13 protein-coding genes and 1 riboswitch are annotated in these 13011 nt (G+C 71.9%); of the genes, 6 read left to right on the top strand and 7 right to left on the bottom strand.

Features of this window, described 5'->3' with window-relative positions; translation table 11 throughout:
- Positions 1-255: 255 nt before the first annotated feature.
- A riboswitch (cyclic di-GMP riboswitch) is annotated at positions 256-330 on the top strand.
- 122 nt (positions 331-452) lie between these two features.
- Positions 453-1268 (top strand): response regulator transcription factor, encoded by an 816-nt coding sequence (locus tag CXQ97_RS13695; protein ID WP_104181417.1) that lies wholly within the window; start codon positions 453-455, stop codon positions 1266-1268.
- A 7-nt stretch (positions 1269-1275) separates the two neighbouring features.
- Here CXQ97_RS13695 and CXQ97_RS13690 read toward each other — a convergent pair whose 3' ends face one another.
- The 6 genes from CXQ97_RS13690 to CXQ97_RS13665 form a co-directional block, all read right to left on the bottom strand.
- Entirely contained in the window at positions 1276-1728 is a 453-nt protein-coding gene (locus tag CXQ97_RS13690; RefSeq protein WP_146069651.1) for a hypothetical protein, read from the bottom strand.
- A gap of 166 nt (positions 1729-1894) precedes the next feature.
- Entirely contained in the window at positions 1895-2188 is a 294-nt protein-coding gene (locus tag CXQ97_RS13685; protein WP_104181415.1) for a DUF6221 family protein, read from the bottom strand.
- A 78-nt stretch (positions 2189-2266) separates the two neighbouring features.
- On the bottom strand, positions 2267-3799 hold the full coding sequence (locus tag CXQ97_RS13680) for a cell wall metabolism sensor histidine kinase WalK (RefSeq protein ID WP_258062574.1): 1533 nt from the start codon (positions 3797-3799) through the stop codon (positions 2267-2269).
- Complete coding sequence (locus tag CXQ97_RS13675; protein WP_104181414.1) at positions 3796-4545, bottom strand: response regulator transcription factor; 750 nt, start codon at positions 4543-4545, stop codon at positions 3796-3798. The genes CXQ97_RS13680 and CXQ97_RS13675 overlap by 4 nt, the downstream gene beginning before the upstream one ends.
- Before the next feature lie 105 nt (positions 4546-4650).
- A complete protein-coding gene (locus tag CXQ97_RS13670) occupies positions 4651-4902 on the bottom strand; it encodes a hypothetical protein (RefSeq protein ID WP_146069650.1) in 252 nt (83 codons plus the stop codon).
- Positions 4903-5114: 212 nt separating this feature from the next.
- Positions 5115-7268 carry an efflux RND transporter permease subunit gene (locus CXQ97_RS13665; RefSeq protein WP_104181412.1) on the bottom strand — a complete coding sequence of 718 codons (2154 nt, stop codon included), beginning with the start codon at positions 7266-7268 and terminating at the stop codon, positions 5115-5117.
- Between the two features lie 122 nt (positions 7269-7390).
- On the opposite strand from CXQ97_RS13665, the gene CXQ97_RS13660 reads away from it, so the two are divergent.
- From CXQ97_RS13660 to CXQ97_RS13640, 5 genes are read left to right on the top strand one after another with little or no spacing between them, the layout of a single operon-like run.
- Positions 7391-7840, top strand: coding sequence for a MarR family winged helix-turn-helix transcriptional regulator (locus CXQ97_RS13660; protein ID WP_258062572.1), 450 nt, complete (start codon positions 7391-7393; stop codon positions 7838-7840).
- Positions 7841-7869: 29 nt separating this feature from the next.
- Positions 7870-8667, top strand: a complete 798-nt coding sequence (locus tag CXQ97_RS13655) for a methyltransferase domain-containing protein (protein WP_104181410.1) — start codon at positions 7870-7872, stop codon at positions 8665-8667.
- Between the two features lie 59 nt (positions 8668-8726).
- Entirely contained in the window at positions 8727-9236 is a 510-nt protein-coding gene (locus CXQ97_RS13650; RefSeq protein WP_104181409.1) for a low molecular weight protein-tyrosine-phosphatase, read from the top strand.
- Positions 9237-9259: 23 nt separating this feature from the next.
- On the top strand, positions 9260-9877 hold the full coding sequence (locus CXQ97_RS13645) for a LysE family transporter (RefSeq protein ID WP_104181408.1): 618 nt from the start codon (positions 9260-9262) through the stop codon (positions 9875-9877).
- A 3-nt stretch (positions 9878-9880) separates the two neighbouring features.
- Positions 9881-12058, top strand: coding sequence for a chorismate-binding protein (locus tag CXQ97_RS13640; RefSeq protein ID WP_104181407.1), 2178 nt, complete (start codon positions 9881-9883; stop codon positions 12056-12058).
- Here the strand turns inward: CXQ97_RS13640 and CXQ97_RS13635 are convergent.
- Positions 12055-12930, bottom strand: coding sequence for a GAF domain-containing protein (locus tag CXQ97_RS13635; protein ID WP_181035075.1), 876 nt, complete (start codon positions 12928-12930; stop codon positions 12055-12057). The two genes, CXQ97_RS13640 and CXQ97_RS13635, sit on opposite strands and share 4 nt — an antisense overlap.
- Positions 12931-13011: the final 81 nt, after the last annotated feature.

The raw sequence follows: 13011 nt of genomic DNA, 5'->3' as shown, positions 1-13011 counted from the left end.
CGCGGGGCCCGGCCCCCCCCCTGCCCGGCCCCGCCCCCCCCCCCGGGGGGGGGGGGGGGGGGGCCCCCGGGGGGGGGGGGGGGGCGGGCGGGGGGGGGGGGGGGGGTGCCCCCCCCCCCCCCCCCCCCGGTGATCGCCGCGGAGGAGAAGACGAGGGAGCCCGGACGCGGCGGTTCCGCGGCGGCGTGGACCCGCGCGACGCCGGTCACCGAAGTGTCAGTAGGGGTTGCTACTATCGTCGGGCGGGCAACCGCTCGTCGATAAAGGCAAACCCGGTGCGAGCCGGGGACGCAAAGCCACGGGACCCACGCGGTCAGCCGGGCCGCCGAAGAGAACAGGTCCATGGAGTATGGCTCGGACAACCCAATTCAATATCGCTCCTGACCCGATCGGACGCCATGCCCGCGGGCTCGCGTCAGACGACGCACAGAGCCATCGCGGGACATGCCGGCATGAGTAGCCCCGGTTCCGGGGAGCTGCGGGCGGCCGTGGTCATCGAGGACGACCTCGATATCCGCAACCTGGTCTCGGCCATCCTCGCGCAGGGAGGCTTCCAGGTCACCGGTGCGGCCACGGGCCGGGAGGGCGTCGACGTCGTCCGGCAGGAACATCCGACAGTGGTGACGCTCGACATCGGGCTACCGGACATCGACGGCTACGAGGTGCTGCGGCGGATCCGCTCCACCACCGACTGCTACGTGATCGTCCTGAGCGGTCGCGACGACGAGCTCGACATCCTGACCGCCCTCCAGGCCGGCGCCGACGACTACGTCCTGAAGCCGTTCCGCCCCCGCGAACTGCGGGCCCGTATCGACGCGATGCTCCGCAGGCCCCGGGCCGAGCAGGTGGCGCAGCACCCGTCGGCGCGGTCCGCCTCGCCCGCCGCTGCCCCCGTCCGCACCGAGGACGATCCGCGGGAGCTGTCCGACACCCTCCTGCGCAACGGCATCCTCGTCGTGGACGGCGAGGCCCGCACGGCGAGTTGTGCCGGTGTCGAGTTGCCGCTCACGAAGACCGAGTTCAATCTCCTCCACGAACTGATGCGCAGCAACGGTGCCGTGCGGACCAAGGAGGAGCTGGTGCGTGTGTCGCGGGGCCGGGACTACCGCGGCTACAACTTCGTGAGCCGCACGGACGAGCGGGCCATCGAGGTGCACATCGCCAACCTCCGCCAGAAGCTCGCCCGGACGAAAGGGGATCCGGATGTGATCGTCACCGTACGTGGTGTCGGCTTCCGGATCGTGCCGGGGAGCGCCACGTCGCGCTGAACCGGCGTCATGGGTGTTCGGGGTAGATGTCCCGGAGTTCGCTGACGGTCCCGGCAGCGCAGGCACGCAGCAGCGCCACGGTGCGCCGGGCACCGTCGAGGTTCCCGGCCACGATCAGGCGGTGGGTCGTCCGTCCTGCCTGGACGAGGCGCAGGGCTCCCACCATCGCTGACGACGCTGTCACGCTCAGCACGGCGTCCTCGGCGCCGCGGGGATCCCCCTCCGCGATCCGAAGGTCCAGCCGGTCGATCTTCCCCGCCAGCCCGGCACAGAAATCGCGGGCGAACCGGTGCACGGCCGCCGGGTCGGAGAAGTCGCGCTCCATCTCCTGCAGGACGCGCGGGTCGAGGACCTGCACGGCCTTCCCGGGCGCGTCCGGGACTTCGACGTCTCCCCCGAGGGGCGCGACGCCACGGTCCTGGTGCCGGCCAGGGATAGGCGGGACGGGGTGGATGGGCACAGTCCAAGGGTAGTGACCCGCACCCCGCACGGAGCAGTCCCTCGATGTTCTTGCGCAAAGCTTGCGGAAGGATACCGACCCGTGGTCACCGGAGCTCCCGTCGGCAGTGCCGGCCCTGCGTCCGGGGCAGGTCCGGGCCGATGGCGCGGGCCTCGACCCCCCGGCGCTACGCCGTGAGGTCCTTCAATCCTGCCCCCGCCGCGGCCCGCCACTCGGCCCGGTACTCGGCGTGGCCCGCCCACGGACGGGCGAGCAGGCGGAGGACACCCGCGCTGTGGCGCGTGTCGAGCTCCATGACGGCGTAGCGGAGGAGCTCACGCTTGCCCTCGCACTCCGCGAGGACGCGCTGGGGGTCGTACCAGCCCCCTACCCCCCACACTTCCTCCGGGAGGCTGCCCCTACGGGCCGCATTCTCGTCCTCGGTGATGCGTGCGTCCAGAAAAGCGGCGATGTCGTCCATACGTAGAGGGTAGCGAGCTTCACGCGTATAAGCGCCACGCCACGGGCACCTTAAATTTCCCGCGCCTCCCGCCGGACCCTAGGGGTTCCGCCGTACGGCGTGGCCCGCAGGGGAAGACGGCCGGCCGAGCGGCAGGTCCACCCGGAACCGTGTGCGGCCGGGCGCGCTGCTCACGCTGATCCCCCCACCGTTGGCTTCCACGAGCGCCTGGACGATGGCGAGTCCGAGCCCGGTGCTGCCGGCGTTCGCCGATCGGGCGGCGTCGCCCCTGCTGAACCTCGTGAAGATGGTGTCGAGGAGCGCGGGATCGATCCCCGGCCCGGAGTCGGTGACGGTGATGCTGACCGTGCCACCCGTGACGGTGAGGGCCGTGGCGATGGCAGTGCCCGGGGGCGTGTGCTTGTGCGCGTTGGACAGCAGGTTGATGAGCACCTGCCGGACTTCCGCTTCGACGGCCAGCACCTCGACGGGCTCGGCGGGCAGGTCGAGGCTCCAGGAGTACCCCGGGGCCGCGACCCGGGCGTCGCTCGTCGTCTCAATCACGAGTTCGGTGAGGTCGACGTCGGTCGCCTCTCCGCGCTGGCCCTCGTCGAGGCGCGCGAGGAGCAGGAGGTCCTCGACGAGCGAGGACATGCGCCTCGATTCGCTGTCCACGCGCTCGAGCGCGGCCCGTCCGGACGGGCTGACCGCCTCGCTCATGAGGACGAGCTCGGTGTACCCGCGGATCGAGGTGAGGGGCGTGCGGAGCTCGTGACTGGCGTCGGCCACGAACTGGCGGACCTTGAGCTCGCTCGCGTGGCGTTCCCGGAGGGCACTCGTGACGTGGTCGATCATCCCGTTGAGGGCCAGCCCGACGGTCCCGACCTCCGTACCGGGCCGTGCCACGGCCGGAGGGACACGGACGGGGACGGCCACCTCCCCCGAGGAGAGGGGCAACTGCGAGACGGAGGTCGCGACGGCGGACAGTTCCTCGAGCGGACGCAGCGACCGGCGGATGATCACGGTCCCGGCGAGTCCGGTGAGCACCAGGCCGGCGAGGGAGAGGCCTGCGACGGTGATGTCGAGGGACACGAGCGTGCTGTCGCGCTCGGTCGTGGAGAGGCCCGTGACCAGGACGCCCCCGCCGGAGCCGCCGGCGTCACCGGGGAGGACCGCCGCATCCACACGGTAGTGGCCGGTGCTCAGGGTCAGTTCCTCGGGGCCTGCCACCGGATCGAGGCCTGCCAGCAGGTCGAGGTCCGCGGCGGCGAGGGGATCGGTGCTGCCGTCGTCCTGCACGAGGGCGGAGCTCCGCACGTCGCCTGCGTCGAACACCGCGTTGAGGGTCCCGGGGCGCTGCCCGGCCGCGTTCTCCGGATCGACGTCACGCGAGGGTCGCTGGTCGTCGCCGGGAGGGCGACCGCCGGGGAACCCCGCCCGACCTGCGGCGGGGGTGAGGGCATCGTCGAGCTGCCCGGTGAGGTAGGTGCTCATCGCGAGGTGGCTGAGGACACCGATCGCCATGCAGATCGTCGTGAGGAGGGCGAGCGTCGCGAGGATCAGCTTGGTCCGCAGGTGGAGCTGCCTGCGGCCTGCCGCCGGGCGGGCCCGGGGGGTGCCGGGAGCCGTCACGGAGCTGCGGGCTTGAGGACGTACCCGGCGCCGCGCACCGTGTGGATCATGGGCGTGCGCCCGACGTCGATCTTCTTGCGGAGGTAGGAGATGTAGAGCTCGACGATGTTCGCCTGGCCGCCGAAATCGTAGTTCCAGACGTTGTCGAGGATCTGCGACTTGCTGACCACGCGGCGCGGGTTCTCCATCAGGTAGCGCAGCAGCTCCCACTGGGTGGAGGTCAGGGCGATGTCGTCGCCGCCACGCGTGACCTCGCGCGTGTCGACGTTCATCACGAGGTCACCGACGACCAGTTCGGCGGAATCGGACGCCGCGACGCCCGAGCGCTGGACGAGGCGATGGAGGCGCAGCATCAGCTCCTCCATGCTGAAGGGCTTCGTGACGTAGTCGTCGCCGCCCGCGGACAGCCCGGAGATGCGGTCCTGCACGGCGTCCTTCGCGGTGAGGAACAGTGCGGGGACGTTCGGTGCGAAGGCGCGGATCTTCTTCAGCGCCTCGATACCGTCCACCCCCGGCATCATGACATCGAGGACCAGGACGTCGGGGCGGAAGTCCCGCGCGGCGGACACCGCGGTGCGGCCGTCGTTCGCCGTCGTCACGCTCCAGCCGGCCATGCGCAGGCCCATGCTGACGAGTTCCGCGAGGCTCGTCTCGTCGTCCACCACGAGCGCCCGGATGGGGCTGCCGTCGGGGTGCGCGAGGCGCGGCAGGTTGTCGGTCATGGAGTGGTGCGAGGCGTCGGCCATCGGGTCTTCCTGAAAGCGTCGGAGGTCGTCCTGGGGGACCGGCGCGGGCCGGGCGGGGCATTGCGGTCCAGTATCCACCACGGCGGACGGCGGGCGACGGGACGGTCAGGCCCGCAGGGGGCCGGCGGCGGCGCCTCGGTCGAGCGAACCGCCCGTGTCCTGACGGCGGACGATCGCCTGTTCGGCAGGCGCGGCGGCGACGACGACGGCGTGCGCATCCGCCGCGGGAGCGGCCCCGGCGCTCGCCGGGGCGAACGCCGTGGTGCCGAGCACCGCGGCCAGCGCCATCGCACCCAGCGCGGCCCGCAGGCCCCTGCGTCCGGGCGCGAGGTCGGGGGTGGGGCGATAGCTGATCATGGTGTCCTCCAGGTGGATCGGTCGTTGTTCCTCCACTGTGCCGCCCGCACCTAGCGCGCTCCTTTTCGGAAGCTGTGCGGCCGCTGTGCAGGAGACGTCCAGCGCCCGGACGCCGATGGCACTCGTGGCACACACGGGCGGGGCGTCGGACACCGACCGGAGCCGCCCCCGCCCGCTGTGCCGACGCAGGGCCGCAGGACCGATCCGGCGGGCTACCGCGGGGACGGCACCGTGCCCAGCTTGGACGGCCACCAGATCCTCGGCCCGATGTCGTAGGCCAGCGCGGGGATCAGCAGCGACCGCACCAGCACGGTGTCGAGCAGCACGCCGAACGCCACGATGAAGGCGATCTGCGCGAGGAACAGCACCGGGATGACACCGAGCGCCGCGAAGGTCGCGGCGAGCACCACGCCTGCGGAGGTGATGACCCCGCCGGTGACCCCGAGCCCGCGCAGGATGCCGGGCCGCGTGCCGATCCGGAGGGACTCCTCCCGGACCCGGGTCATCAGGAAGATGTTGTAGTCCACTCCCAGGGCCACCAGGAACACGAAGCCGAACAGCGGCACCGACGCGTCGGCCCCCTCGAACCCGAGGACGGTGTTGAACACCACCGCCGAGACACCGAGGGCCGTGGCATAGGAGAGGGCCACGCTGGCCACGAGGAGGACCGGTGCGAGCACGGAACGGAGCAGGATGATCAGCACGACGAGGATGACTGCGAGGACGATCGGGATGATCTTGACGAGGTCGGCGAGCGCGGTGTCGTTCGTGTCGATCGCCACCGCCGTGACACCGCCCACCAGCGCGTTTCCTCCGCCGGCGTCGTCGAGCGCGGTCCGCAGCCCGCGGACCACGTCCTCCGCCTGCTCGGAGTCGGCCTGGTACTCGAGCGTGCCGCTGATGAGGACCTGCCCGTCCTCGACGACGGCGGCGCCGCCCGGGTCGGCGGTCAGGGCGGCGTCGGAGATGCCCTGCTGCGCCGAGACGACGTCGAGCACGGCCTCCTGATCGGCGTCCGGGGCGATGACGTAGACGGGACTCCCGGAGCCGGCGTCGAAGTGGCGGGCGAGGGCCTCCTGGCCGTCGACCGCGTTGGACGGCGTCAGGATCAGGGCGGACTGCGGGACGCCGTTGGCCTGCAGCTGGGTCAGCCCGAGGGCGCCCGCCACCAGGATGAGCAGTGACGCGATCCACAGCACGCGCGGGCGGCGTCCGACGAGCAGGGCCACGCGCCGCCAGAGCCCCTTCAGCCGTTCGAGCCCGGTCTCCGGCCCGGCGTCGGTCGCCGCGGCATGCCTGCCGTGGTGCGGGGCGACGACGGCGGCCGACTCGGGGTCGTAGCGCGGGAGCAGGGGCCAGAAGGCCACCCTGCCGAACAGGAGGAGGAGCGCGGGGAGGAGCGTGAGTGCCGCGGCGAGCGAGAAGGCGATGCCGATGGCGGCGATCGGCCCGAGGCTCCGGTTCGAGTTGAGATCCGAGAAGAGCAGGCACAACAGGCCGAGGATCACGGTGGCGCCGGAGGCGAGGATCGGCTCGAACGAACCGCGGTAGGCCGCGCGCATGGCCTCCCACTTCGTCTCGTTCTCCATGAGCGCCTCCCGGAACCGGGCGACGAGCAGCAGCGCGTAGTCCGTGGCGGCGCCGATCACGAGGATCGAGAGGATGCCCTGGCTCTGGCCGCTGAGCTGGATCACGTCGAGCGTCGCGAGCCAGAAGACCAGCAGGATCGACGTCGCCAGCGCGAACACCGAGGTCAGCAGGACGAGGAACGGCAGCACGACCGAGCGGTACACGGCGAGGAGGATGATGAACACCGCACCGAGCGCCACGCCGAGCAGGATGCCGTCGATCCCGCCGAACGCCCCGACGAGGTCGTTGGCGAAGCCCGCGGGTCCGGTGACGTACCCGGTCACGCCGTCGGGCAGGTCGTCGTCGAGGATGGTGCGCAACTCGCCGACCACCTCCGCGAGTTCCGCGTCGGAGGAGACGAAGGCGATGTACTGGACGGCGAACCCGTCCTCGGACGGGACCGGCCCGGCCACCGCCGGTGCACCCGCGGCCGGCGGTTCGAGCCCTTCGACCTCCCCGAGCCTGGCGGCGAGGTCCTCGAAGGGGCCGAGGTCCTGCGGCTCGATCGCCGTGTCCGATTCGGCGAGAATCACTGCGGGGACGGCATCGGAGTCGCTGAAGCGCTGCTGCAGTTCGCCCGCCTCCGTCGACTCGGCGCTCGCGGGCAGGAACGACGCCTGGTCGTTGCTCGAGACCTCCTCGAGCCGTCCGAACGTGGGCCCGCCGACCGCCGCCCCGATCAGCCAGACCAGGACGACGACCGCGGGCAACAGCACCCTCAACCACCTGCTCTTCATGGACTTCCCTGCCTTCCCGAAGTTATCTCTATGACAAAGTATATCTATGGTGGAGATAATTGTAACCGGCCTAAACTGAAGGGGAAAGAAGGCGAGGACCCATGGCCGCGAGGGAAGATCTCATGGCACTGTTACGGCAGTTCACCGTCGAGACGGACCGCTACGTCGATGTCGCGAGCGAGCGCGACAGCCTCTACCGCACCGACCTGCACGCCCTGAGCATCATGATGGGCGCGGCCCGTGCCGGGCTCACCGTCACCCCCGGCCTGCTGCGGGAGGAGCTGAACCTCAGTTCGCCCGCCACGACGGCCCTCGTCGACCGCCTCGATTCGGCCGGCCACGTGACCCGGCGTCGCAGCGACGTCGACCGGCGGCAGGTCCACCTCGAGATGACCGAGAAGGCACGCTCCACGGGGGCGATGCTGTTCGCCCCCCTCGCCCGCCACATCAACGCCGCCCTCGACCGCTACTCCGAGGAGCAGCTGGAGCTCCTGCGTGACATGCTGCAGGATGTTACCGAGGCGACGGTCGCGGCCCGGGATGTTGCGCTGGACGACGTGGACGCTGGCTGAGGCCCCTTCCGGCGGTTAGCCTTCGGATCATGAACGACGAGGTCTACTCCCACGGACACCACCCGAGCGTCACGACGGCACACGCAGCGCGGACCGTCGCGTCCTCGGCCGCCTACCTCGAGCCCTTCCTCGAGGCCGGGCTGGACGTACTGGACATCGGCTGCGGACCGGGCAGCATCACGGCCGGGTTCGCCGACCTCGTGGCCCCGGGCTCGGTGGTGGGCGTCGACAGCTCGGCGGACGTCGTCGCGCAGGCGTCCCGGTCCTACGCCGACGTGGCGAACATCGCGTTCCGCGAGGGCAACGTGTACGACCTCGACGTCCCCGACGAATCGTTCGACGTCGTCCACGCGCACCAGCTCCTGCAGCACCTGGCCGACCCCGTGGCGGCACTCCGCGAGATGCGGCGCGTCGTCCGGCCCGGCGGGATCGTCGCCGCACGCGAGGCCGACTTCGGCGCCATGACCTGGTTCCCTGCCGTCGGCGAACTCGACGAGTGGCGTGAGCTCTACCGCACTCTCGCCCGCGCCAACGGGGGCGAGCCCGACGCCGGACGCCGCCTCCCTGGCTGGGCGGCCGAGGCGGGGTTCGCCGACGTCGAGGTGTCGTCGTCGAACTGGATCTACGTCACGGTCGAGGACCGCCGCGTCCACGCGGAGTCCTGGGCCGAGCGGGTGCTGCACTCGGCCTTCGCCGGGCAGACCCTCGAGCGCGGTCTGGCCGATCAGCGCACCCTCGAGCGGCTGGCGGAGGGGTGGCGCAGCTGGTCGAGGGCCGACGGCGGCGTGTTCCTGATGCCGAGCCTGGAGATCCTCGCGCGGGACTGACCCGACGGGGCCCCCTCGCCGACCCTGCCCGGGGCCGGTACCGCAGCTAGGCTGGCCCGATGTACCGCATCGTCACCGTCTGCACCGGGAACATCTGCCGCTCCCCCATGGCCGAACTCATGCTGACCCGTGCGTTCGAGGAGGCGGGCATGGCGGACGACGTCACCGTCGACTCCGCGGGCACCACCGACTGGGAGGCGGGCAGGCCCATCGACGAACGGGCGGCGGCGAAGCTGGCCGAGCTCGGCATCGACAGCAACCGGCACAGGGCACGCCGCTTCGAGCCGGGCTGGTACGGCGAGCGCGACCTCATCCTCGCACTCGACCTGGACCACTACAGCCACCTGCGCGAGAACTCCCCCGACGAGGACGCGCGGGAGAAGATCCACCTCCTCCGCGAGTTCGACCCCTCGACGACGGACACCGGACTGGAACACCTCGGCATCTACGACCCCTGGTACGGCGACGCGAGCGACTTCGAGGCCACCTGGAAGATGGTCGACGGCGCGGTCGACGGCGTCGTGCGGTTCGTACGCCATGAACTCGACGCCGACGGTCCGGACGCCTGACGCGCCGTGCGTACCATGATCGGGTGAACCCCTCCCTCTGGCTGGCGCTCCTCGGCGCCCAGACGCTCATCAGCTTCATGCCCGGCGCGGGAGCCGTGAACACCATGAGCAACGCCCTCACGGCCGGATTCCGCCGCTCCATCTGGGGCATCCTCGGGCAGCAGGCGGCCCTGCTGGTGCACATCGCCATCGCCGGCGCGGGCGTCGGGCTCCTCGTCGCAAAGTCACCCCTCGCCTTCGACCTGATCCGTTACACGGGCGCCGCGTACCTCGTCTACCTCGGCGTGCGGAAATTCCTGCAGAAACCCGACCACAGCGGGGTCCGCGCACTGCAGGGCGGTGAGGGGTCCCTCTCGATGTTCCGCCGCGGCGTGTGGGTCAACCTGCTCAACCCGAAGGCCATCGTCTTCTTCCTCGCGCTCATCCCCCAGTTCATCCGGCCGGAGGAGCCCCTGCTGCGCCAGTACGGGGCGCTGACCGCCACGGTGATCGTCGTCGACGTCCTCGTCATGTGGTTCTTCTATGCCGGCACCGCACGCTCGTTCCGGCGCTTCACGGCGGACGACCGCGGCCAGCTCGTCCTCAACCGCACCTTCGGTTCCCTCTTCGTCGGCGTCGGCGCGCTGCTCGCCCTGGCCTGACCCGTGCCCGCCACACCCGGTACCGCGCCCGCCACCCCGCCCCTGCTCATCGCGATCGACGGGCGGTCCGGTGCCGGCAAGACGACCCTCGCCGTCGAACTCGCCGCCCTGCTCCGCGAGCACCACACGGTCGGCCTCTTCCACCTCGAGGACATCTACCCGGGGTGGGACGGGCTCGACGCCGGGATCACCCGCTACGTGGAGCACGTCCTCACCCCGCTGCGTGAGGGGCGGACGGCACGGTGGAACGCCTGGGACTGGACGCGGGGAGAGGACGGTGCGGAGCGCACGACGACGGCGGCCGACATCGTGCTCCTGGAGGGCGTGGGCGCCGCGGCGGCGGCGGCGCGCTCCCGGCTCGACGCCGTCATCTGGGTGGAGGCCGACGCGCAGGTCCGGCAGCGGACCGCGATCGAGCGCGACGGCGACGCCTACGCCCCGTTCTGGCAGCGCTGGGCCGACCAGGAGGACGCCTGGCTGGCGGCCGACGACCCCGGCGCGGCCGCCGACGTCGTCGTGCAGGGCCACCACGGGCCACCGTCGCCACAAGCCGTACGCCTCGCCCTCACCGGGCTGCCCTCCTGCACCGTGCTGCTGGCGCCGGAGCGTGCGGGCCGGCGCGGGCTCGTCCTCGACTGCGAGCGCCTTCCGGCCTCCCCGGATGCTGCGGCACTGTTCTCCACCCTGTACGGCGACGCGCCCGCGGCGGTCTGGCTCGACAGCTCGGACGCCGGGACGAACCCCCTGACGAACGGGCGCAACCGTTTCAGCATCATGGCCGACGCCGGCGGCACCTTTGGGCAGAGCGCCCTGCACCGGGGCGGCGTCACGGACATCGTGGCCGGGCCGGTGACGACACGGATCAGGGAGCCCTTCTTCCGCTGGCTCGACGACGTCTGGGGCCGGCGGGCCGTGCGTGTGCCCGACGGCCTCGCCTGCGACTTCGGGCTCGGCTGGCTCGGCTACCTCGGCTACGGACTCAAGCGGGAGACGGGCGGTGCCGCCGCCTCGCCCGTGGGGGACCTGCCCGATGCCGCGCTCCTCTTCGCGGGCCGCGCCGTCGTCCTCGACCACGCCGACGGCGCCGTCTTCCTCCTGACCCTCTCCGACGGACGGCCCGACCCCGACCGCGACGCCTGGCTGTCCCGGGCACGGGACGCCGTCGCCGCACCCGGCCCTCCGCCGGTGCCGCCCCCGCTGCCGGTACCCCGCTTCGCAGCGCGGGATACGCGGGACGGGTACCTCGCGAAGATCCGCCGGGCGCAGGCCGAGATCGCCGACGGCAACACCTACGAGGTGTGCCTGACGACGTCGCTGTCGGCGCGGATCGACGGCGCGGACCGCGTGGACCCGCTGGACGCGTACCTCCGACTGCGCGCCGTGAGCCCCGCACCGTTCGCCCACTACCTGCGCTTCCCGGGGTTCGCCGTCGCGAGTACCTCCCCGGAGCGTTTCCTGCGGCTCACCACCGACGGACGGATGCGCGCCGAACCGATCAAGGGGACGCGGGGACGCTCGGCCGACCCCGCCACGGACGCCGCCCTGCTCGACGAGCTCAGGACGTCCGCGAAGGACCGCGCGGAGAACATCATGATCGTCGACCTCCTACGCAACGACCTCTCCCACCACGCGGTGCCGGGCTCGGTCGCGGTGAGCCGGCTGTGCGACATCGAGACGTACGCGACGGTGCACCAGATGGTCAGCACCATCGATGCCCGCCTGCGCCCGGGGAGTGCGCGGGCCGGGGTCGTCGCCTCGGCCTTCCCCGCCGGCTCGATGACCGGGGCGCCGAAGATCAGCACCATGGCGATCCTCGACCGGCTCGAGGGGGCGCCGCGCGGCCCCTACTCCGGCGCCGCCGGATATTTCAGCCTCACGGGTGCCACGGATCTCGCCGTGGTCATCCGCACCCTCGTCCTCGAGGAGGTCGAGGCGGTCGGGGAGGGTGCGGGGGACGGCGGCGGCACCCGCCTGACGCTCGGCGTGGGCGGGGCGATCACCGCCGACTCGGATCCCGGGGAGGAGTGGGAGGAGGTGCGCACGAAGGCGCGCGGGGTTCTCTCGGCCCTCGGCGCGGTCTTCCCGTCGGACGACGGGGTGCACGATCGTCCCGACGCCGCCGAGGGGTCTGCGACGCCCGGAGCGCGGGACCGTCCGGGTGCGGTCGCAGCGGCGGACTAACCGACCGGCCCCCGCCACATCTCGTCCTGGACGTGCCGGGCGAAGGCCCGCAGGTCGCGGACGTCGTTCTCCGTGAAATCCCGTGGCCTGTCGTCCATGACGCACAGCGAGCCGATGCGCCACCCGTCCGGGGTGGTGAGCGGGTGACCGGCATAGAGGCGGACCTTCGGGCCGCCCGTGACGAGGGGGTGTTCCCGGTAGGTGAGGTGCGCGAGGGCGTCGGGGATCACGAGGGTGCGGTCCGCCGCGATCGTCACGGCGCAGAGCGACAGGCCGATGGGCAGGTCCTCGCCGATGGGTCCCGCCAGGGACTTGATCACCTGCCGGTCCTCGGCGATGAGGGCGATCGAGGACGAGCTCACGTCGAACCACTCCCGGGTCCGGGCGGTCAGGCGGTCGAACCGGGCCTCGGCGCCGGTGTCGAGCAGGCCCGACCCGTGGAGGGCCTGGACGCGCTGGAACTCCAGATCCTCCAGCAGGTCCGAGGAAGGGCCCGCCGGTGCGCCTGCGACCGCGTTGCCGATCGGGGCCTCGGGTCGGAGCGCACGGCGGTCGAACCCGTACCCGTCGGGGTCGGTGGTCAACGGCCGGAGATACTCCTCGAACCCCGAGGAGGACGCGGCCCGGTCGGTGCTGTAGTGCGCGCCGTCGGCCATGGACCCGGTGGTGTCGATGATCTCGTTGATCGCGTGGGCGATGAGGTCCCGGTCGCGGGACGGCAGGCGCGTCAGGCCCCGGAGGTATCCCTCGACCTCGAACTCGTCGTGGGTGCCGCCCATCGCGGTGTAGCTCATGCCCACGTGCTCGAGGTCGATGCCTGCTGCACGGGTCGCTTCGAGGGCTGTCCACTGCTGGAGGTACGCGTCTGTCATCGGTGGTTCCTTTCCCGTCGTCGACGATCCCAGGAGGATGCACCGGAAGCCGCCACGGCTGCCTTCCATCGTAGGACCCCC

It is taken from the genome of Arthrobacter sp. B0490, from assembly GCF_002929355.1.
Lineage (GTDB): Bacteria > Actinomycetota > Actinomycetes > Actinomycetales > Micrococcaceae > Arthrobacter_D.
Note: the sequence above shows the minus strand (reverse complement) of the source record. Positions and strands in the feature narration are given on the sequence as shown.